The 20,606-nt window shown below is 74.1% G+C and carries 15 protein-coding genes; 7 read left to right on the forward strand and 8 right to left on the reverse strand.

The window, feature by feature from the left end:
• Positions 1 to 42 precede the first annotated feature (42 nt).
• From AB0K00_RS09195 to AB0K00_RS09205, 3 genes are read right to left on the reverse strand one after another with little or no spacing between them, the layout of a single operon-like run.
• Complete coding sequence (locus AB0K00_RS09195) at positions 43 to 4,647, reverse strand: DUF4157 domain-containing protein (RefSeq protein ID WP_363517838.1); 4,605 nt, start codon at positions 4,645 to 4,647, stop codon at positions 43 to 45.
• A gap of 24 nt (positions 4,648 to 4,671) precedes the next feature.
• On the reverse strand, positions 4,672 to 6,618 hold the full coding sequence (locus AB0K00_RS09200; RefSeq protein WP_363517841.1) for an ATP-binding protein: 1,947 nt from the start codon (positions 6,616 to 6,618) through the stop codon (positions 4,672 to 4,674).
• Positions 6,615 to 7,202, reverse strand: coding sequence for a DUF4255 domain-containing protein (locus AB0K00_RS09205; protein WP_363517844.1), 588 nt, complete (start codon positions 7,200 to 7,202; stop codon positions 6,615 to 6,617). Before AB0K00_RS09205 ends, AB0K00_RS09200 begins: the two co-directional genes overlap by 4 nt.
• Positions 7,203 to 7,526: 324 nt before the next feature.
• Here AB0K00_RS09205 and AB0K00_RS09210 point away from each other — a divergent pair, with 324 nt between their 5' ends.
• The 3 genes from AB0K00_RS09210 to AB0K00_RS09220 all read left to right on the forward strand — a co-directional run bounded on the left by AB0K00_RS09210 (position 7,527) and on the right by AB0K00_RS09220 (position 10,939).
• Complete coding sequence (locus AB0K00_RS09210; RefSeq protein ID WP_363517847.1) at positions 7,527 to 9,083, forward strand: histidine kinase; 1,557 nt, start codon at positions 7,527 to 7,529, stop codon at positions 9,081 to 9,083.
• A gap of 135 nt (positions 9,084 to 9,218) precedes the next feature.
• Positions 9,219 to 9,740, forward strand: a complete 522-nt coding sequence (locus AB0K00_RS09215; RefSeq protein WP_363518326.1) for a SigE family RNA polymerase sigma factor — start codon at positions 9,219 to 9,221, stop codon at positions 9,738 to 9,740.
• Positions 9,737 to 10,939, forward strand: coding sequence for a hypothetical protein (locus AB0K00_RS09220; RefSeq protein ID WP_363517850.1), 1,203 nt, complete (start codon positions 9,737 to 9,739; stop codon positions 10,937 to 10,939). The genes AB0K00_RS09215 and AB0K00_RS09220 overlap by 4 nt, the downstream gene beginning before the upstream one ends.
• A 75-nt stretch (positions 10,940 to 11,014) precedes the next feature.
• Here AB0K00_RS09220 and AB0K00_RS09225 read toward each other — a convergent pair whose 3' ends face one another.
• The 3 genes from AB0K00_RS09225 to AB0K00_RS09235 form a co-directional block, all read right to left on the reverse strand.
• Positions 11,015 to 12,184, reverse strand: coding sequence for a hypothetical protein (locus tag AB0K00_RS09225; protein WP_363517853.1), 1,170 nt, complete (start codon positions 12,182 to 12,184; stop codon positions 11,015 to 11,017).
• 65 nt (positions 12,185 to 12,249) lie between these two features.
• Positions 12,250 to 13,455, reverse strand: a complete 1,206-nt coding sequence (locus AB0K00_RS09230; protein ID WP_363517856.1) for a sigma-70 family RNA polymerase sigma factor — start codon at positions 13,453 to 13,455, stop codon at positions 12,250 to 12,252.
• Entirely contained in the window at positions 13,443 to 13,814 is a 372-nt protein-coding gene (locus AB0K00_RS09235; protein WP_363517859.1) for a YciI family protein, read from the reverse strand. The genes AB0K00_RS09230 and AB0K00_RS09235 overlap by 13 nt, the downstream gene beginning before the upstream one ends.
• An 87-nt stretch (positions 13,815 to 13,901) precedes the next feature.
• On the opposite strand from AB0K00_RS09235, the gene AB0K00_RS09240 reads away from it, so the two are divergent.
• Positions 13,902 to 14,330: a nuclear transport factor 2 family protein gene (locus AB0K00_RS09240; protein WP_363517862.1), complete on the forward strand. Its 429-nt coding sequence runs from the start codon at positions 13,902 to 13,904 to the stop codon at positions 14,328 to 14,330.
• A gap of 59 nt (positions 14,331 to 14,389) precedes the next feature.
• On the opposite strand, the gene AB0K00_RS09245 is transcribed toward AB0K00_RS09240, so the two are convergent.
• The gene (locus AB0K00_RS09245) at positions 14,390 to 15,067 is read right to left on the reverse strand and encodes an NADPH-dependent F420 reductase (protein ID WP_363517865.1); all 678 of its coding nucleotides are present in this window, start codon (positions 15,065 to 15,067) and stop codon (positions 14,390 to 14,392) included.
• A 125-nt stretch (positions 15,068 to 15,192) separates the two neighbouring features.
• On the opposite strand from AB0K00_RS09245, the gene AB0K00_RS09250 reads away from it, so the two are divergent.
• Positions 15,193 to 16,617, forward strand: coding sequence for an NlpC/P60 family protein (locus AB0K00_RS09250; RefSeq protein ID WP_363517868.1), 1,425 nt, complete (start codon positions 15,193 to 15,195; stop codon positions 16,615 to 16,617).
• 131 nt (positions 16,618 to 16,748) lie between these two features.
• Here AB0K00_RS09250 and AB0K00_RS09255 read toward each other — a convergent pair whose 3' ends face one another.
• A complete protein-coding gene (locus AB0K00_RS09255) occupies positions 16,749 to 17,375 on the reverse strand; it encodes a LuxR C-terminal-related transcriptional regulator (protein ID WP_363517871.1) in 627 nt (208 codons plus the stop codon).
• A 30-nt stretch (positions 17,376 to 17,405) separates the two neighbouring features.
• Between AB0K00_RS09255 and AB0K00_RS09260 the strand changes: the two genes are divergently transcribed.
• Together AB0K00_RS09260 and AB0K00_RS09265 are read left to right on the forward strand one after the other, a co-directional pair.
• A complete protein-coding gene (locus tag AB0K00_RS09260; RefSeq protein ID WP_363517874.1) occupies positions 17,406 to 19,208 on the forward strand; it encodes a dynamin family protein in 1,803 nt (600 codons plus the stop codon).
• Positions 19,205 to 20,602, forward strand: a complete 1,398-nt coding sequence (locus AB0K00_RS09265) for a dynamin family protein (RefSeq protein WP_363517877.1) — start codon at positions 19,205 to 19,207, stop codon at positions 20,600 to 20,602. Before AB0K00_RS09260 ends, AB0K00_RS09265 begins: the two co-directional genes overlap by 4 nt.
• Positions 20,603 to 20,606 lie beyond the last annotated feature (4 nt).

Here is a 20,606-nt window from a genome sequence, read left to right on the forward strand (position 1 = left end):
GGCCGAACGCGCACCAACGCTGCCCTTTCGCGCAACCGGGGGTCAGTCGCCGCCGGCGAGCGAGCGCAGGAGGTCGCCGAGCTTGCGCATCGCCTGGGTCTTCATCGTGTGCATGCGCTCCGGGACCGGGGCGTAGTTGCTCGGGTTGTCGGCGCCGCCGTGGCGCAGTTCGACGATGTGGTCGACCCGCCACACACCCCAGATGGGGTCGGCCGGCCACAGCACCAGGCCGGCCCGGTGCTCCTGTGAGGTGGCACCGGTCGCCGGGTCCAGCCACACCGCGTCGCCGGCCGCCACCGCGCCGGCCTCACTGCCCGCGCGCTTGGTGACCTCTCTGAGGTGGTCCGCGACCAGCTGCGCCGCCTTCTCGGGCACCCCGCTGGGCATGGCGTCCAGGAACTCGGCGCGCATCAGGTCCGTGCCGGCGACGGCGCCCGGGTCCTCGCTGCGCGGCGAGGCGCCGATCTCGAGGGTGTCCTGCGCGAGGTACTTCTCGCCTACCAGCTCCATGAACGTGTCCCACGGGGGATAGCCGGCGAGGGCGCCGTCGTGCAGGGCCTCCAGCAGCGCCGCCTGCGCTTCCGGCCGCTCGGACAGCACGACGCCGACGGTCTCGTCGCGGACCGGGGACCGCCCGCTCTCCAGGGACTCCAGCATGCTGTCCACGGTGTCCTGGATCAGCACCGGGTCGCCGGTGGCGACGACCTCGTCGAGCGCGGCGGTGAGCTTGCGGGCGGTGTCGCCCTGACCCGGCCGGCGTCTCAGGGCGGCCAGCTCCTCCCGCACGCCGGCGACGGCCTCGTCGAGGTTGCCCGCCGGTACCGCCTCCGGCTCGTCGTGCACGCTCAGGCCGTGCTCGGCCAGGTCGGCCTCGTCGACCGCCGCGTGCCGGCCGGGTTCGTCGGTGGCGGCCCGCCGGCCCGGCGACTCGACCGACGGCTCGAACGGTGCGGGCGCGACCTCAGGGGCACCCGCCGTCCCCGGTGCGGCCGGTGCCGGGCGGCCTCTGCGTGCGCCGGGGAACCCGTCCGGGATCGGCCCGAGGTCGACACCGAACCGGTCCCGGTAGAAGTCGTGGTAGTCCTCGATGGTGGCGAAGCGGTGCGTCTCCCGCCCGCCGGCGTTGCCCGGCAGGTCGATGAGGTACGGCTCGGCGACCCCGGGCTCGTAACCGAAGTGCGTCACGTCGGGCCCGGTGGGGGTTTCCACCCGGATGTCCGAGGTGAACGGCTTGCCCTGCCGCTGCGCCTCGTACGCGATGATGCCGAAGTCCGCGCCCGCGCCCGACGGGAAGTAGGCGCCCTCGACGGTGTGCCCGAGCGTCGGGTCCACCGGGTGGCTGTGCGCGTCGAGGACCCAGTTGCCCTGGCCCTGCAGCTCGGGCGGGACGAGCGAGTTCGGGTCGGCGAGGTTCAGCGGCACGTGGTCCTCCGCGCCCTGCACCACGACGTGCTGGCCGGTCGCGTCGTTGCGCAGCAGCGCCGCCTCGCGGGTCGGCGAGTCGCGCAGGAACCCCTCGAAGAAGTCCCGGTTGGCGGCCGGGTCGAAGGCCTCGGCGCCGTCGAGCATGCCGCTGGACGCCTCCGGCAGGTCGATGAGCGGGATGTCGGCGTCCGCCCTCGCCTCCATCCGGGCCATCGCCGCCGCGGTCTCGGCCTCGGTGATGTTGAACGCGAGCCCGCGGTCGACGGCCGCGCCCCGGGCGCCCTCGGCGAGGCTGCCGATGACCCGTTCGGCGAACTTGCTCGACATCGCCGCGTTGATGCCGATGTTCAGCAGCAGGCCGCGGTCCCAGCTGCCCCAGCTCCACGTGCCCGGGTCCCACAGGCTCACGCCGGGCCCTTGCAGGATGTTCTGCACCACCCCGAGGCTGGTGCCGACGACGACCTGCGCGACCCGGTTGACGACGACCTGGGTGGCGGTCGCCCGGACCGCGCCGCTGAGCACCTGGCGGCCCAGGACACCCGCGGTCGTGCCCGCGCCGACCGCGCCGCCGATTGCGCCGAACGCCGCGCCGATGAGCATCTCCTGGCCCAGCCGCCCCCAGTCGACGGGCCCCTGGCGCTTGCCGGTCAGGTGTTCGGTCGCCGTCGTCGCGGCCACCGATGCGGCGCCTGCCAGGGCCCCGGCGAGGATGAGCGCGCCGATGCCGGTACCGCAGATCGCCACCACCGCGATCGTCACCAGCAGCCCGACGACCAGCCCCGCGAGGAACCCCGGGTCGGTCAGCGCCGCGCCGACCTGTCGCAGCTGGTCGACCAGCCAGCCGTCCTCGGCCCGCTGCCGGGCCCGGTTCATGGCGGTGTCGATGCGGCCGCCCAGGTCGCCGAGCGGCCGCCCGGCGTTTGCGGTCGTCTCACCCATCCGCCGGTCGAGCTCGGCGCCGAGCTTGCCCAGCGAGTCCGCGAGGGCCGTGTCCGCGTCCAGCAGCGCCTGCGACAGCATGTCGCCGTGCGTGCCGAGCCGTTCCTCGCCGCGTTCGACGGCGCCGTCGAGCAGCTCCTGCAGCTGTGCGAGCAGGGTCTGCTGGGTACCGCTGATCCCGGTCGTGGCCGCGGTGACGGTCTGTGCGCTCTGCCGGTCGGCCTCGTCGCCGACGTCCACAAGGGACTGCAGCAGCGCGGCCGCGGTCGAGCGGAACGTGGCCGCGATCTGCTCGCCGGCCTGCGCCGCCTGCTGCGCGGAGACGCCGAAGCTCTGTCGCAGGGTCGCGGCCGCCTCCTCCGCCATCGCCCGCGACAGCTCCCGCCGGCCCTTGCGGCCCAGCAGCTCGCCGAGGACCGCGGCGGCGTTGCCCTGGCCGGTGGTGCGCATCGCGGTCGCGTACCCCTGGATCGAGCCGATGCTGCGGTCCGCCGCGGACCGCTGCGCCGCCTGTGCCGTCGCCTTGTGCCGGCGGATCGACTGTTTGCTCTCGGTCCGGATCCGGTCGAGCGCGGCGGCCATCGCCGTGCCGGTGCCGGTCAGCGCCGTGACGCCCTGGGCGAGGACCTGGTCGAGCGAGCCGGCGGTCTGTCCCATGTCGTCGCGCAGCGCGGTCTGCAACGGGCCGAGGGTGTCGCTGAGCTTGACCGCCAGGTTCTCGCCGTTGGCCAGGATGTCGCCTTGTACCTCGGGTCCGACGTTGCGCAGGTCGTCGGCGCCTGCGCCGAGCGCGTCGCGGATCTGCTGGGAGGTCTGCCCGGCGACCTCCCGGGCCGCCTGCCGCATCGCGGCCACGACCTCCTGGTCGGCGGCCCGGGCGGACGCCGCCTTCTGCGCGCCCACCTGTTCCGCCTGCCGGGCCTGGTCGGCGACCTGGCCGCGCTGGGTGTCGGCCTTCTGCCCGGCGAGGGTGACGGCCTCCTCGCCGCGGGCGGCGGCGTTGCTGTTCGCCTGGTCGACGGCCGCCGTGACGGCCGCCTCGGCGGTGGCGGACTGCTCGGTCTCGGCTGCCTGCAGCGCGGCCTTGTGGGCGGCGCCCTTCGCCTGCAGCGTGCCGATCGCGGCGGCGACGCTGCCCTGGACCCGCTGCCGCGCCTGGCGTTCGATGCCGGCGACCCGGGTCTCCTGCGCCTCGGCGGTGCTGTCGAGGGCCTGGCTCTGCTCCTGGAACGCCTGGTTGACGGCGGCGATCGCACCGGACTCGACCTGGTCGAGCTGGGCGAGGCCGGCGGCGGTCGCGGCGGCGATCGGCTCGGCACCCTCGACCGTCGGGATGCCAGGCGCACTGCCGCCGCCCGGCTCCGCGACGTCGGCCTGGGCAGCCGCGGGCGTCGCGTCCAACCCGTCCAACCCGTCGGACTCGGCGGGCGGTTCGGCGTCGAGGTCGATGACCGTCCCGTCGGCGCCGCCGCCGCCCGGCGCCGGTCCGGCGTCGAGATCCAGGACGGTCTGCTCTCCGGCGTCGGTCGTCGCCGCCGGCTCCGCGTCGAGGTCGATGACGTCGCTGTCGGCTGTTGCCGGTGTTGCGTCGAGGTCGATGACGTCGCTGTCGGCTGTTGCCGGTGCTGCGTCGAGGTCGATGACGTCGCTGTCGGCTGTTGCCGGTTCCGCGTCCAGGTCGATGACGTCCTGCTCGCCGGTGGCGGTCTGCTCGTCGGTCGCCGTCGGCCGCTCCTCGGTGGCCGTTGCGGTGCCGGCCCCACCGCGAGGCGGCGCGACCAGGCGCTGGACCGCGCGGTTGCCGACGGAGCGTTGCAGGCCCAGCAGCGACGTCGCCCGCCCGGCCGCGGTGCCGCCACCCACGATGCTGCGGGCGGTGTCACGCGCCTCCACCTCGGCCGCGTCGTCGGGATGGCTGATGCCGCCCTCGCCACCGCCGCCGGTCAGGTTCCGCACCACGTGGGTCAGTTCGTGCGCGAGCAGCTCCCGTTCGGCGCCGCTGGTCGGGTCCGGGTGGCCACCGCCGAAGAAGATGTCGGTGCCGGTGGTGAACGCCTCCGCCTGCACGGCCCGGTTCAGCCGCTCGGGCGCCGGACCGGTGTGCAGCCGGACGTCCGCGAGCCCGACCCCGAACTGTGCCTCGAAGTCGGTGCGTACCCCGTCCGGCAGCGCGGCGCCGCGGCCCCGCTCGACGTCGATGGCGGACGCGACGTCCTGCGGCACCGGGCCGGCGCCGCGGGCCCGCTCGTCGGTGCCGTGCTCGTGCTGCCGTTCGTCGCCCATGAGCACTCCGTCGGGTACGTCGACCTACGTGTTGGCCAGCAGCGGGAAGTACCGGCCGAACTCGGCCTCCACGCACAGCCGGCCGAGCTTGCGGTATTCCAGGCGGACCGCCCGCATGAGCCGCCGCATGTCGAGGATCCCGTGCTCGGCCGCGGCGAGGTACGCGGCGGTCACGGCGATGTTGCGGATGTCGCCGCCGGCCACGTCGAACGCGGACGCACAGAAGTCGAGGTCGACGTCATCGGCCAGGGGTACCGCGGCGAGCGACTTCGTCCACAGCAGCCGCCGCTGCACGGGATCCGGGCGGGGGAACTCGACGATGGTGGAGATCCGCCGGGCGAACGCGTCGTCGAGGTTGGCCCGCAGGTTCGTGGCGAGCACCGCCAGCCCGTCGAAGGACTCCATCCGCTGCAGCAGGTAGGCGACCTCGAGGTTCGCGTACCGGTCGCGGGCGTCGCTCACCTCGGACCGCTTGCCGAACAGCGCGTCGGCCTCGTCGAAGAACAGCACCCCGTTGACCCCGTCCGCGCCGGTGAAGATCCGTTCGAGGTTCTTCTCGGTCTCGCCGATGTACTTGTCGACCACGGTCGACAGGTCAATGACGTACAGGTCGAGCCCCAGCGCCGAGGCGACGACCTCGGCGGCCATGGTCTTGCCGGTGCCGGGCTCGCCGACGAACAGTGCGCTGATCCCCTCGCCGCGGTTGCCGCCGCGGCGCAGCCGCCACTCGCCGAGCACCCGGTCCCGCCAGCGCATCCGGTCGGTGAGGTGGCGCAGTCCGGCGACGGCCGGACCGGCGAGCACCAGGTCGTCCCAGTCGGCGCCGGGCCGGACCCGGCGGGCGAGCCGGCCGAGCCCGGTCGCGTTCTGCATCCGGGCGCCGGCGCGCAGGTGCCGGCCGGTCAGCGGGCTGTCCTCCGCCGCCGCCTGGGCGGTCGCCGCGGTGACCGCGCGGGCCAGCTGCTCCGGGCCGAGCCGGAAGCCGGCGAGGGCGGCGCCGCCGCTCGCCCCGCCGAGCACCGGCCGGTCCGGTGGCCGGCGGGTCAGGTCGTGCAGGTCGAGGCCGAGGACGCCGTCGTCGCTCCACGACGGGTCCCACGGCGCGGAGCCGTGCAGCACGACGGTGGTGCCGGCCGCGGTCAGGCGGCGCAGCGTCGCGTGGTCGGCGAGCTCGACCGGTCCGACGACGAGCACCCGGTCCAGCAGGCGCGCCTCCCGGACCGCCAGGGCGAGCAGCTGCGGCACCCCCGCGGCCGGCTGGCCGGTGAGGTCCACGGCGAGCGAGCGGCGCCCGGCCAGCCCGGCGGCGTACCGCACCAGGGCGGCGCACCACTGGCCCGGTGGCTGCTGGCAGTACACCAGAGGGAAGCCCGCCTGCCAGGCGCGGACGAGTTGCTGGGCCTCGGGTGCGGGCAGCGGCGGCGGCTCACGCAGGGCCGGGCGCAGCACCGGGCCGGCGGTCCCACCACCGAGCAGGTGCGCGGTGAGCCGGTCGGGCACCCGCAGCGAGCGGCTCAGGAACGGCCGGTCCGGCTCGTCGACCACGAGCAGCCCGCCGGCGACCAGCGGGGCGTCCGGGTCGAACCGGTGCCGGGCCGCCTGGTCGAACGGGGTCGCGCCGACGAGCCGCAGGCCGAGCCCGATGGACGCCCGCCGCCGGGTGAGGTCGTCGTGCAGGTAGCCGTACAGCTGCTCGAACCGCGGGTCGAGGTCGGGCGCGAGGGCGACGAGCAGGATGTCGAGATCGAGGCGGTCCAGGCCGAACCGGTCGGCGAGCGTGCCGAGCGCCGGGTCGGGCTCGCCTTCCGGCGCCGGATCCGGCACCGCCGGCGGGTCGGACAGCAGCCGGTCCACGTGGGTGTCGCTCAGGTACAGGCCGCGGAACGCGTCGTCGGGGTCGGGGTCGCCGCGGCGGCGCTGCTCGACGAGCCGCCGGACGCGCTGCTCGACGGCGGCGAGGGCGGCCCTCATCGGGTGACCTCGTCCGGCTCCTTGCGCAGCACGGTGACCTCGGGCCGGTGCAGGACCGGCGCGCCGACCTCGTACGTGCGGGACGGCTCCACCGGTACCGTCAACACCAGGTCGAGGGAGGGCTTCATCTCGCCGCCGAGTGCGCTCCACAGGTCCGACAGCGAACGGTCCGGCGCCGCCGGCAACGCGACCGTGAACGGCACCGCCTTGCCCGCGAGGCGGCCCTGCAGGTGCCGGCCGGGGATCTGGTCGTGCTCGATCAGCGCCTCCAGCAGCCTGCCGAGGAGCCGGTGCTCGTCGACGGGCCGCGAGGTCCACGCGGTCAGCAGATACGACATCCGGAAGAACCGCACACCCCGCTGCCGCCCGGTGATCCGCCCGTTGTGATCCTTCGCCGGCCGCACCTGCGCCTCGCGGCGGGTCACGTCCTCGCGCAGGTCGTAGAGGAACACGTCGATCGCCGGGCCGGTGCGCTTGGCCGCCCAGCCGGTCGTCGGCGCGTCGAAGACGACCTCGACCTGCGCATCGGCGAGCGCCTCCTGCTCGATGAGTTCGCGCAGGGACGCGTCCACGTCATGGATCATCGTGCCGCTCCGCCCTCGTGCAGGGGTCTGCATTTCACCGTGGCATGCGGCGCCGCACCCGACAAGGCATCGACGGCAGGCCCTGCCCAAAGAGGCAACCCCGACGACCCACGTCTGGACCTGCCAGGTGCCGGGGAAGGGTGGCAGGTGAAAGGGAGGGTGACAGGCGCTGGTGGACGGGCCGTGGCGCGGCGATGGGGTCGAGACGCGGCGGAAGGGCGTGCTGATGCGGTAGCGTAGCCCGCGTGTCGTTCTGATCAGCTTCGGTCAGGATTGATCCATTTGTCGCGAAGACTCTTGTCGGATCCACTCGCAGTCGCCGCCGTGTCGGTTGCCGCTGTCGTCGGCCTGGCGAGTTCGGGGCTGCTGAGCCCCTGGTGGTCGCTGCTCGTCGACGACGCCGCGCAGTTCGTCGCCGCGCTCGTCGCGGCCCTTGCCTGCTGGATCACCGCCGCCCGGCATTCCGGCGCGCAGCGGTGGTGGCGGGTGTGGATGGGTGCTGCGTCGTTCGGCTGGATGGTCGGGCAGTTCATCTGGTCGTGGTATCAGCTGTTCCGCGACGTGGGGTTGCCGACGCCGTCGCTTGCGGACGCCGGATACCTGACGCTGCCGGTGTTCGCGCTCATGGCGATCATCACGCTGGCCGCCGACCGGCCCGCGCACGGCGCGCAGCGGCGCCGTCCGGGGCAGCTGGTGATGATCCTTGACGGGCTCATCGTCGTGGGTGCGTTGTTCGTGCTCACCTGGGCCACCGCGCTCGGGTCGGTGGTGTGGGCCGGTGCGGCCAGCCCGTTTGCCTACTCCATCGCGATCGCCTACCCGGTCACTGACCTGCTGCTGACAGTGATCGTCATCCTGCTCATCGCCGCGACCGCGTCGGCGGCGAACCGGTTGCAGCTGATCATCCTCGGCGGCGGGCTGTTGTGCCTGTCGTTGTCGGACAGCGTCTTCGCGTACCTGGTGTCGGCGGGCGCGCAGGGCATGCCGCCGCTGGCCAATGCCGGGTTCGTCGCCGGGCACGCGCTCGTCGCGGTCGCCGCGCTGACCCCGACCCGGGAGACGCCGCGCTGGGCGGTGCGCCAGCACGCCCGCTGGGGCCCCCTGTTGCTGCCGTACGTGCCGGTCGCCGGCACGGGAGTGCTGTTGATCGTGCAGCTCGTCCGGGGCATCCCGATGGACAGCGTCGAGATCATCGCCGAGACCGTGCTCATCTCGCTGCTGATCATCCGCCAGGCGGTCACGCTCATCCAGAGCGCCGGCCTCGTCGCGTCGAGGGCGCGGCTCGTGCTCGCCACCGATCAGACCCGCCGGCAGCTCGAGCGCGACCTGCACGATGGCGTCCAGCAGCGCCTCATCTCGCTGGGGCTGGACATCCGCCTGGCCGAGGCCAACGTGCCGCCGGAGCTGACGCAGCTCCGGAAGCAGCTGTCCGCCGTCGTGGACGGGTTGAGCGGCACGGTCGACGACCTGCGGGAGCTCTCCCGCGGCGTACACCCGGCGATCCTCACCGAGGGCGGCCTGCGACCCGCGCTGCGCACGCTGGCCCGCCGCTCCCCGGTCGCAGTGGAGCTCGACGTGCAGGTGGACGGCCGGCAGCCGGAACCGATCGAGGTCGCGACCTACTACGTGGTGGCGGAGGCGCTGACGAACGCCGCCAAGTACGCCGACGCCACCTTCGTCGCCGTCAGCGTGCAGGTCCGGGCCAGCTACCTGAGCCTGACGGTGCGTGACGACGGCATCGGTGGCGCGGATCCGAGGCGCGGCACCGGCATCATCGGACTGACCGACCGCGTCGAAGCACTGGGCGGCACGCTGACCCTCGAGAGCCCGCCCGGCCGGGGCACCAGCCTGCAGGCCGACTTCCCGCTCGAGGAGTCGTGACCAAGGTCCAGCGGCGGTGCCGCCCGATCGCGCGCGTGCCGAGCCGCCATCCCGTCTGACCGAGCTTCCGATCGAGGGCCAACCTCGGACACCGCAGGTCTCGTGTACCCGGGTGAGACAACGTCGTGAGGGGTGCTGGTGGACGATGAGGCAAGCTTCCGGGAGTTCGTGTCGGCGCGGCTGGGGCGCCTGTCGCGGATCGCATTCCTGCTGACGGGCGATCATCACGCGGCCGAGGACCTGGTGCAGGTCACGCTCGTCAAGGTGGCCCGGCACTGGCGCCGGGTGACCCAGGCCGGCGGGCCGGACGCCTACGTGCGGCGGGCGCTGTACAACGAGCACGTCTCGTCGTGGCGGGGCAGGCGCGTGCTGGAGCTGACCACCGCGGATCCGCCCGAACGGGCCACCGGGCGGGACGAGCCGGCGGAGGCGGTGCGCCGGATCGTGCTGCGCAACGCGCTGGCGAGGCTGGCGCCGGGACAGCGGGCGGTGATCGTCCTGCGGTACTTCGAGGACCTGTCAGAGGCCGAGACCGCCGACGCGCTCGGCTGCTCGGTGGGCTCGGTCAAGAGCCAGACCCATCATGCGCTGGCCCGGTTGCGTGCCGTCGCACCCGAACTGGCTGAACTCATCAAGGATTCGGAGGTGCTGGCATGACCGGGCTCAGGGACCTGCTGATCGAGGCGGCGGAGGACGCGCGCGACTACGACGTGACCGACCGCGCGGTGCGGGTGGTCAGGCGTCAGCGGATGACGGCGCGGCTGGTACCGGTCGCGGCGGCGCTGCTCGTCGTCGCCGGCCTGCTGGCGGTCGGTGTGCCGTTCGGTGGCGGAGGCGATCAGGACCCCCTGCCGGCCGCCGCGGGCCTGCCAGCGCGGCTGATCCCGCAGGCGTCTCCGCCGACACTGCCCGAGGATCGCGGTGTCGGCCGCGCCGCGCTGGCCTACCTGCGCGGCGACAGCGACGGCGACGAGAACAGCTGGGTCCTGGTGACCGCGGACGGCAGCCAGTATCGGGTGAACGGGCTGCGCGTGGACGGGATGTCGCCGGACGGGCGGTGGTTGCTGGTGCTGCGGTCCGACGGGACGAAGGTCCTGCGCGATCTGGCCGGCACCGCACGGCACGAGTTCGCCGGTGGAGACCCGAGCTCCGGCGCGAGGTGGTCGCCGGACAGCCGGCGGCTGGTGGTGCAGATCGAGCACCGGACCGCTGCCCCGAGTTCCGTCGTCACGTACCTGGTCGACCTCGCCACCGGAGCACGTGCCACGGTGCCGCTGGACCCGACGAGTCCCGACCGGGTGTGCGCGGTGCGCAACTCGGGCGTGCTGGTGCTGTGTCCGTCGCCCGAGTCGTCGTTCTCCGGCCTGCGCCTGGCCGACGGCACGACCGGACAGGTCATCCGCGACATCCCCAGCGCGAACCTGGGGCTGCGCCCCACCGAAGCCGAGTTCGGCACGCCGGTGCTGGGCCCGGACGACCACACGCTGTTCATCTCCACCGGCGCCATGATCACGCCGGGCTCGACCGCGGCCGCGGCGGCAGGGGGGCAGCAACGCTTCCTCGTGGGGTTCGACATCGACACCGGACGGCTGACCGAGCGGTACCCGCTGCCCGACCAGATCCCCGGCGCCCAGCGCTCCGCCACGAACGGCGGGGTCGAGTACGGGCAGCCGGACGCGCGCTACCTCCTCGGCATCCACGCGGACGGGCCGCTGCTGCTCCACATCGCGCCGAGCCGGAGCGACCCGTTCACGGCCGGAGCCGTATCGATCGAGCTGGTCGCCCGGGACACCGGCGCGCTGCGCACCGTCACGCTCGCGTCGAGGCCGATCACGCTGATCTGCTACCCCGGCTGACCGCGGCCACGCCGGTCGGGACCGGTCATCGTCCCGACCGGCAAGCACTGCCGGCAAGCACTGCCGGCAAGCCGGTCAGCGGCCGCGGGGCCAGGGGCCGTCCCGAACGGTGACGTGGTGGCGGCGGACCGTTTGCCAGGTCTCGAGCGCCGCCGTGGCCGTCGTCGCCGCGGCGCCGCCGAGGATCAGCACGAGGCTCACCCCGCCGGGCACGTGATCGGCGGCGCCGCCGGCCAGCAGTGCGCTTCCTGCCGTCAGCCAGGCCATGCCGGTGGCCACGGTCGGCGGCAGCAACGGATGGCCGTCAACGGTGTTGAACCAGTGCTGACCGACCAGGTAGGCGCTGCGCAGACAGAAGACGACCAGCCAGAGCCCGAAGACACCGCCGTAGATGAACCCGTCCAAGGGGATATGGAGATCCGGGGCGTAGTGCCGGAGCCTGCCGCTGACGTAGTTGGCGCCCTCGCCGAAGAGGAACAGCAGGACCACGACGCCGGCGAAGGCGAGGACCGACAGCGCCGGCCAGCGCAGCTGGCGAAGGGCGGCCCGGCGCAGCGGGGCCCGGGTCAGCGCGACGAACACCGCCATGGCGATCAGGGCCGTGGGGATGGCCAGCAGGCCGGTCGTGATCCAGTTCTGGAACAGGGCCGGCGCGGCGAGCTGCTCATAGCTGCGGTACCACAGGGCGACCCCGACCACGATGGCGGCGCCGAGCACCACCCGGACCCGGCTCAACACGTCGATGATGCGGTCGGGCGGGACCAGGCGGTCGCGGGGTGAGAACAGGAAGGCGGCCGGCTTCCAGGGCAGGACGATCATCCGCGCCACCGCGGAAACGCGGCTGATGGCGAGCAGGATGGTGTCATGGAGTCCGCTGGCCGGCGCCGCCGGACCGGTCGTGAGCCAGGAACGGCCGCACCGCCGGCACGACCAGGCGGCCCGGTGCGGCGCGGACACGTCGTCGCCGTCCGGCATCAGCAGCCGGTCCAGCACCGCCAGTGCGAGCAGGACGGCCAGCACCACATCGACGATCAGCGTCCAGATCGACGTCGCGCCGGGCGTGAACGGTATCTGCAACAGCCCGACGACCAGGAGGACGGCGGCGGCGCCGCCGACGATCCGGGGCGTCCACCGCCGCCGGAGGTCTTCGGTGAGGGCCGCCACGCCCCACGCGAATTCGGCCCTGGGCGGCGGGTCGGGAAGCTGGTGGACGTCGCTGTCGCCACAGGCCGGGCAGGACATCATGGCGGGCAACGATACCGACCTATCGCCGGGTCCACCGACCCATCGACATCGCCGTCTTGGAGGACTCAGCGGAGCTGGGCGGCCCGCGACTCCAGGTACCGCTGCTCGGGCCGGCTGAGCGTGCGCCGCGCCGCCAGCCGGTACTGCTCCCGCGCCCCGGCCCGGTCGCCGGCCAGCTCCAGCAGGTGGGCCCGCACCGCCGCGGTCCGGTGGTGCCGGGCCAGCACCGGATCGTCGGCGACCCGGTCCAGCGCGGCGAGCCCGGCCCGCGGCCCGTCGACCATGGCACGCGCCACGATCCGGTTCAGCGTGACCATCGGGCTCGGGGCGAGCGCGTGCAGCATCCCGTACAGGGCGAGGATCTGCGGCCAGTCGGTGTCCTCGGCGCGCGCCGCCTCGTCGTGCACCGCCGCGATCGCGGCCTGCAGCTGGAACGGGCCGATCGGGGCCCGCGCCAGCGTGCGGGTGATGATCGCGACGCCTTCGGCGATCGCGGCCGCGTCCCAGCGGCGCCGGTCCTGCTCGGCGAGCGGGACCAGGGTGCCGTCCGGCCCGGTGCGCGACGGCCGGCGCGCGTCGGTGAGCAGCATCAACGCGAGCAGCCCGGCCACCTCGCCGTCGTCCGGCAGGCGCCGGTGCAGCTGCCGGGTCAGCCGGATCGCCTCCCGGGTCAGCTCCACCCGGTTCACGGCGTCGCCGGAGCTGGCCGTGTAGCCCTCGTTGAAGATGAGGTACAGCACGTGGCGGACCGCGATGAGCCGGTCGCCGAGCTCACCCGGCGCGGGCAGCTCGAAGCGGGTGCCGGTGTCGCGGATGCGCTGCTTGGCCCGGCTGATCCGCTGGCCGACGGTGGCCTCCGGCAGCAGCAGCGCCCGGGCGATCTCCGCGGTGCTGAGCCCGCCGACCGCCCGCAGGGTGAGCGTGACCTGCGCCGGCACGCTCAGCGCGGCATGGCAGCACAGCAGCAGCAACGCCAGCTCGTCGTCGCCGCGGACCTGCGGCGCGGGCTCGTGCTGGACCGCCTCCTCGCGGCGCCGGCGGGCGGTCTCGTTGCGCAGCAGCTCCACCCGCCGCCGGCTCGCCACGGTGATCAGCCAGTTGCGCGGCTGCTCCGGGACGCCGGTGTCCGGCCACTGCCGGGCCGCCGCGATCAGCGCCTCCTGCACCGCGTCCTCGCACGCCTCGAAGTCGCCGTAGCGGCGCACCACGGCGGCCAGGACCTGCGGCGCGCATTCGCGCAGCAGGTCCGGCAGTGCGGTCACAGCTCCCATGTGCTCATGTCGAGGACCGGGCGCACCTCGACCCGGGTGTACGCGGCGTCCGGCGCCTTCGCGGCCCAGGCGACCGCCTCGTCGAGATCCGCGACGTCGATCAGGTAGAAGCCGGCCAGGTGCTCCTTGACCTCGGCGTACGGGCCGTCGGAGGTGATCGTCCTGCCGTCGCGCACCGAGACCTGGGTGGCCAGGGCCGGATCGCCGAGGCCTTCGCTGACCACCAGCACGCCGGCCTCGCGCATCTCCTCGCTCAGCCGCAGGTGACCGACGCCGAGGTCGGTCCGCTGCTGGTCGGTCAGGGTCTCCCAGACGGCGAGGGACTGCGGGTTCGACTGGATCAGGATCAGGTACTTCATGGCTTCTCCCCTTCTCTTTGCCCAGGATGTCGAAACTGGCCGGCCCGGCTTCGACATCCCGGGAAAGAGAGAAATGGAGGACCTGCCATGGACGAGATCCGGGAAGTCATCGAGGGCAAGGCCGCGCTGCTGCAGAAGGGTGACGCCGAGGCCATCCTGTCGCACTATGCGCCCAGCTTCGTCGAGTTCACCCTCGCCCCGCCGCTGCGCCAGCCCGGCGACGGCCGGAACCCGGCCGCGCTGGAGGCCTGGATCGCCACGTTCGAGGCGCCGCCACGCCGCGAGGTCACCCAGTTGGAAATCACGACGGACGGCGACGTGGCGTTCGCGACCAGCCTCGACTGCCTGAGCGCGGTGCCTCGCGGCTCGACCGAGCGCTTCACCCTGTGGTTCCGGGTGACGCTGGGGCTGCGCCGCATCGACGGGCGCTGGCTGGTGACGCACGAGCACGAGTCGGTGCCGTTCGAGATGGACGGCTCGTTCCGCGCCTCGACCGGGCTGACCCCCACCGACTGAGGCGGTCAGGGGCACTGAGTCCCGCCGCCTCGGTGGCGGGACTCGGCCGGAGGAAGGGCTCAGACGGCGGTGGGCTTCGCCGCAGCGAGCAACTCGCGGACGGCCTGCGCGCTCGCCGGTGTCCCGGGAACCACGCCGTACGCGCCGTAGGGGCGCACGTAGACCGGGGTGTCCCGCTGGGTGCGCCAGTTCTCGGCGAGCGGGCCGGCGTCCACGGCGTCGAAGCCGAGGCTGTCGAAGAGCTCGGTGACCGCCTGCTTGGCGGCCGCGTCGTCACCGGCGATCGGCAGCGCCGAGCGGTCCGCGCTGCCCGCCGGGCGGGCCAGGGTCCGCAGGTGCTCGAACCAGATGTTGTTGAAGCCCTTCACCACGCGGGCCTCCGGGAGATGCCGCTGCAGCAGCTCACCGGTGGTGCTGGCGCCGTTCTCCAGCTCGTCGAAGACGCCGTCGCGGTCCGGGTAGTAGTTGTTGGTGTCGATGACCACCTTGCCCGCGAGGGGCGCCGCCGGGACGTCCCGGTACGCCCGCAGCGGCACGGTCACCACCACGATGTCGCCGGCCGCGGCCGCCTCCGCGGCGGTCCCGGCGCGCGCCTTCGGCCCCAGCTCGGACACCAGGTCCTGCAGGGTCTGCGGGCCACGCGAGTTGCTCAGCACCACGTCGTGACCGGCGGCGACCGCCAGCCGCGCCACTGTGCTGCCGATGTTCCCGCTGCCGATGAGTCCGATCGTCGTCATGCCAGCGCGAACCTCGGTGATACGTCACCGATTCCCGGCCCGCTGCACACCGTGACGGGCGCCACACCGGCCGGAGGAGGTGAGGGCCCCTGGTCGCGCTGGCGGCGGCCGCCTACTGTCGGTGCATGGCCATCTATACGGCCCGGGACATCTACCGGTATGCGCGCCTCGCCGGGTTCGACCCGGACCAGGCGACGACGATGACCGCGATCGCCCTCGCCGAGTCCGACGGGGACGCCGACGCGCACGCGACCCGCGGGGAGGACTCCCGCGGCCTGTGGCAGATCAACGTCGCGGCGCACGGCGACTGGGCGGCCCGCACGGACCTGTACGACCCCCTGGAGAACGCCAAGGCGGCCTTCAAGGTCTCCGGCGGCGGGCAGGACGTGTCCCCGTGGACGACCACGCACGGCAGCAACGCGCGGTACCTCGCGTACCGGGCCGAGGCGCAGGAGGCGGCCAGGGCCTGCGGTGACACCGGCGACCTCGGCGTGTGGACCGCGACCACGGGCTACGGCCATCCGCTGTCCGCCGGTCACGGCGCGACGGGTGGCGGCGGCGCCGACCTGTTCGCCGACGCGTCGCCCGCCGACGCGGTGGTGCCGCAGCGCACCGCCACCCAGGCGTTCCTGGAGGCGGCCCTCGCGCAGAGCGGGGACCGGTACATCTTCGGCACCGAGACCAAGCTCGACGACACCGACCCGGAGGCGTTCGACTGCTCCGAGCTGGTGCAGTGGTCGGCGCACCAGGCCGGCGTCGACATCCCCGACGGCTCCTGGTACCAGTACCTCTACCTGCACAAGCAGGGCGCGACGATGAGCGTCGAGGAAGCCGCGCGGACCCCCGGCGCGCTGCTGTTCTCATTCAACGAGGAGCCGATCAACGGCCACCCGCGGCCGGACCGGGCGCACGTCGCGATCAGCCTCGGCGACGGCCGCACCATCGAGGCCCGCAACCCGACCAAGGGTGTCGGCAGCTGGGAGGTCGGCAAGCGGTTCAACTACGCCGCCTACATCCCCGGCCTGGCGGGTGCGGTACCGCCCGGCACGACGTTCGGCACGGGGCCGGTGCTGGTACCGATGACGGGCGGGGTGCGCATGCCCGGCATCGACGCCGACGGCGACGGGGTGACCGACGCCCGGGAGACGAGCCTCGGCACCGCGGCCGGCGACGCCGACAGCGACCACGACAACCTCTCCGACGGCTTCGAGGTGATGGTGGCGCACACCGACCCGACGAAGGCCGACAGCGACGGCGACGGGGTGGCCGACAGCATGGAACTGGCCACCGGCACCGACCCGGGGCGGCCGGACACCGACCGCGACGGCGTGCTCGACGGCTCCCGGGTCACCCTCGACACCGACGTGGACGGGCTGACCGACGCCCTGGAGAAGCTGCTCGGCACCGACGCGACCCGGGCCGACTCCGACGGCGACGGCTTCCTCGACGGCGTGGAGTACCAGTCGAAGTTCGACCCGACGATCTCCACGAGCAACCCCCTGGCCGCCGGCGCCGCGCACCTGACCTGGGACCCGACCGACCTCTCCTGACGGCTGATACTGGCTGCAGTCGTCGAACTGGTGCGCGTTGTCCGGCCAGGAGCCCGTAGTTGGTGCCGACGTTGAGCCAGACGTCGCGAGTGCTCTGGACACGTCGCTCCCGGGTCAGACGAAAAGGGGTTTCAGATCAGGCCTTCCCGCAGGGCGAACGCCACCGCGTGCGACCGGTTGCGCAGCCCGAAACGGCGGGTCACGTCCTGGATGACGTTCTTAACCGTCCGCTCCGAGTACGACAGCATCCGGGCCACCTCACGGGTGTCGCAGCCCTCGCTCAGCAGCCGCAGCACCTGGACCTCACGCTCCGTCGGGCGGCCGAAAGCGGCGGCCGGCGGCTCGGCCGGGCGGCGCCGCAGCAGGCCGTCGAGCAGGTCGGACGGGACGACGCCCTCGCCCGAGGCGACCGAGCCGATCGCGGACACCAGGCCGTCGGCGGTGACGGTCGCCCGGCGGACGATGCCGGCGGCACCGGCCTGCAGCGCCTCGGCGGCGCCGGCCGGGTCGATCTCCGACACGACGAGCACGATCCGCGGGCGCCCGCCCGGGATCCGGTCCCGCTGCACCGCGCCGAGCACCCGCACGGTCGCGGCGTCGACGGTGTCGACCACGACCAGGGCGACGTCGGCCAGGTCGACCTCGGTGCCGTCGACGAGGCGCAGCCCGCCGCGGCCCCGCAGCAGCGCGGTGATGCCGGCCTGGCTGAGCGGGTCCGCCGCGTACACGAACACCCGCAAACTTTGATCAACATCCATGTCGACCTCCGACGATATAGTGGGGCGGCCATGTCAACGTGGACTCACGCCCCACTCAACACGCAGCTCAACCCGCAGGTTGTCGCGCTGCTCGACCGGACGGTCGACGAGGTCCGCCGGCGCGACCGGGCGGACCTGGAGCCGCGCCTGGCCCGGGCACGTGACGCGGTGCTCGCCCCGGTGTGCCGGGTGGTCGTCGTCGGCGAGTTCGACAAGGGCAAGAGCACCCTCGTCAACGCGCTGCTCAACGCCCGGGTCTGCGCCGCCGACGCGGACCGGGCCACGACGGTCCCGATCGTCGTGCGGCACGGCGAGCGGCACGAGGCGCGCCCGGTCGACGCCTCCGGTGCCGCCGGCGCACCGTTGACCGCGGCGGAGCTGGAGCGGCCCGGCGACGGCGTGCGCTCCGTCGAGGTGACCCTGCCGCGGCGGCTGCTGCAGGACGGCGTGGTGCTCATCGACACCCCCGGCGTCGGCGGCGGCCTGACCGCGGCGCACGCGGCGATCACCCTGCGCGCGCTGACCAGCGCCGACCTGGTGCTGTTCGTGACCGACGCCGGCCAGGAGTTCACCGCGCCCGAGTTCGCGTTCCTGCAGCGGGCCGCGCAGCTGTGCACGCGCCTCGTGTGCGCGGTGACCAAGACCGACTTCTACCCGTCCTGGCGCAGGATCGTCGAACGGGACCGGGAACGCCTCGCGGAGGCCGGGCTGGGCGTGCCGGTCGTCGCGCTGTCGGCGCCGCTGCGCCGGCACGGGCTGCACCGCGGGGACCGGCAGGCCGTCGTCGAGTCGGGGTACCCGTGGCTGGCGGACCTCCTGCGGACCGCCGCCGCCGGGTGCGCCCGCGGCGCGCTGGCCGGTGCGGTCGCCGCCGCGGGCAGCGCGCTGAACCAGCTGCTCGACCCGCTGACCGCCGAGCACGAGGCGCTGCTCGACCCCGCCGGGCAGCAGCGGCAGCGGGCCAAGTGGACCGTCGCCGTGCAGCGCGCCGAGCAGCTCAAGAGCGGCGGCGCCCGGTGGCAGCAGGTGCTCGGCGACCGGCTGCGCGCCTTCACCACCGACGTCGACCACGACCTGACGGTCCGGCTGCGGGCGGTGCAGCTGGAGGTGCACCAGCGCATCGCCGACGAGCAGCCGCACGAGGCGTGGACGACCCTGCAGCCGTGGCTGCACCGGCGGACCAACGAGGCGCTGCTGGATCACGTGCAGTTCGTCACCCGGGCCGCGGACGGGGTCGTCGACGAGGTCGCCGCGGTGTTCGGCGCGGCCGCCGCCGAGCTGCGGGTCGCCGTCGACGTCGGCGGTTCCCGGGCCGGCGCCGACGTCACCCTCGGCGCGCTGCCCGTCGACCGCTCCGGCCGGTTCCAGGTCGCCCTCGTGATGGCCCGCAACGTCTCGGCCGGCACCCTCGTCACCCACACCGCCGGGGTGGTGCTCGGGCTGTCGCTGCCGGTGACGCTGCCCGCCGCCGGGATCGTCGCGCTGCTGCTGGCCCGCAAGAGCTGGCGCAGCGCGCAGGCGTCGCAGCTGCGGATGGTCCGCGCCGACGCGGAACGGGCCGTCGCAGAGTACTTCAAGGAGGTCGAGCTCAGCGCCCGCAAGGACTCCCGCGACCGGGTCGAGCTCGCCCGCCAGCAGCTGCGGGACACCCTCACCGAGCGGGCCAAGGAGCTCGCGACGGCCACCGCGAAGACCCTCACCGCGCTGGACGCCGACCTCAAGCGCGACGAGCAGGCCCGCGCCGCCCGGCTCGCCGAGGTCGCCGCGGACCTGCCCGCCCTGCGCGAGCAGCACCGCGCGGCCCAGGCCCTCCTGGAACGGTTGCGGTCATGAAGGATCGGGTGCGGTCACTGTTGGACTCGGCGGTCGAGGTGTACCGGGGACGCCCGGCCGAGGAGCGGCTGCGCGACGTCGCCGCCCGGCTGGACGAGCCGCTGCGGGTCGCGGTCGCGGGGCGGGTCAAGGCCGGCAAGTCGACGCTGCTCAACGCGCTGGTCGGGGAGCGGCTCGCGGCCACCGACGCGACCGAGTGCACGCGGGTGCTCACCTGGTACAGCGACGGCGTCGCGACCCGGGTCTGGGCGTACCCGACCGGCGGGGAGCCACGGCAGCTGCGTTTCCACCGCGACGGCGACGCGACCGTCATCGACCTGGGCGACCTGCGGGCCGAGGACCTGTCCCGGCTCACCATCGAGGTGCCCAACGCCAGGCTGCGCCGGCTCACCCTCATCGACACCCCCGGCATCGCCTCCATGTCGCGGCAGCTGTCGGCGCGGACCACCGCGTTCCTGACCGACGACGACGGCGCCGCCGACGCCGTGCTGTACCTCATCCGGCACCTGCACCTGACCGACATGGACCTCCTCGAGGCGTTCCACGACCAGCGGTTCGCCGGCAGCACCCCGGTCAACGCGATCGGGGTGCTCGCCCGCGCCGACGAGATCGGCGCCGGGCGCGGCGACGCGCTGCAGCTCGCCGAGCGCATCGCCGACGGCTTCCGGGCCGACGCCCGGGTCCGCGGCCTCGTGCAGGCCGTCATCCCCGTCGCCGGGCTGCTCGGGCAGGCCGGCTCGGTGCTGGGGGAGCGGCACTTCGCGCAGCTGCGGGACATCCCGGCCGAGGCGCTGCGCTCCGCCGACCGGTTCGCCGCCGACGACGACCGCCGGGAGCTGCTGGACCTGCTCGGGCTGTTCGGGGTGCGGCTCGCCGTCGCCCTGCTCCGCCAGGGCGTGGTACGCGACGCCGGCGAGCTCGCCCGGGACCTGCGCCGCCGCAGCGGCCTCGACGAGCTGCGCCGGGCCCTCGCCGAGCAGTTCACCGAACGCGCCGGCACACTCAAGGCACACGCCGCGCTGCGCACCCTGGAGGTGCAGCTCAGCGCCGACCCGGTGCCAGCGGCCGGGCGGCTGCACCGGGCCCTGGACGGCCTGCTCGCCGGCGCGCACGAGCTCGCCGAGCTGCGCCTGCTCAACGACCTGCGCACCGGCGCCGTCGAGCTCGCCGACACCGGCCTGCGCGACGAGGCGGAGACGCTGCTCGGCGCGGCCGGCACCGCGGTGCCGGCCCGGCTCGGCCTGCCGGCGGACGCGCCGCCGGAGGAGGTCCGGGCCGGTCTGCTGACGGCGCTCGGGCGGTGGCAGCGGGCGGGGGAGAGCCCCGTCGCCGGCGCGGCGGAACGGCGGGTCGCCGCCGTCCTGCGCCGGACCTGCGAAGGCCTCCTCGGCTAGCCGC

Origin of the sequence: Dactylosporangium sp. NPDC049525 (assembly GCF_040676755.1) — a bacterium.
Classification (GTDB): domain Bacteria; phylum Actinomycetota; class Actinomycetes; order Mycobacteriales; family Micromonosporaceae; genus Dactylosporangium.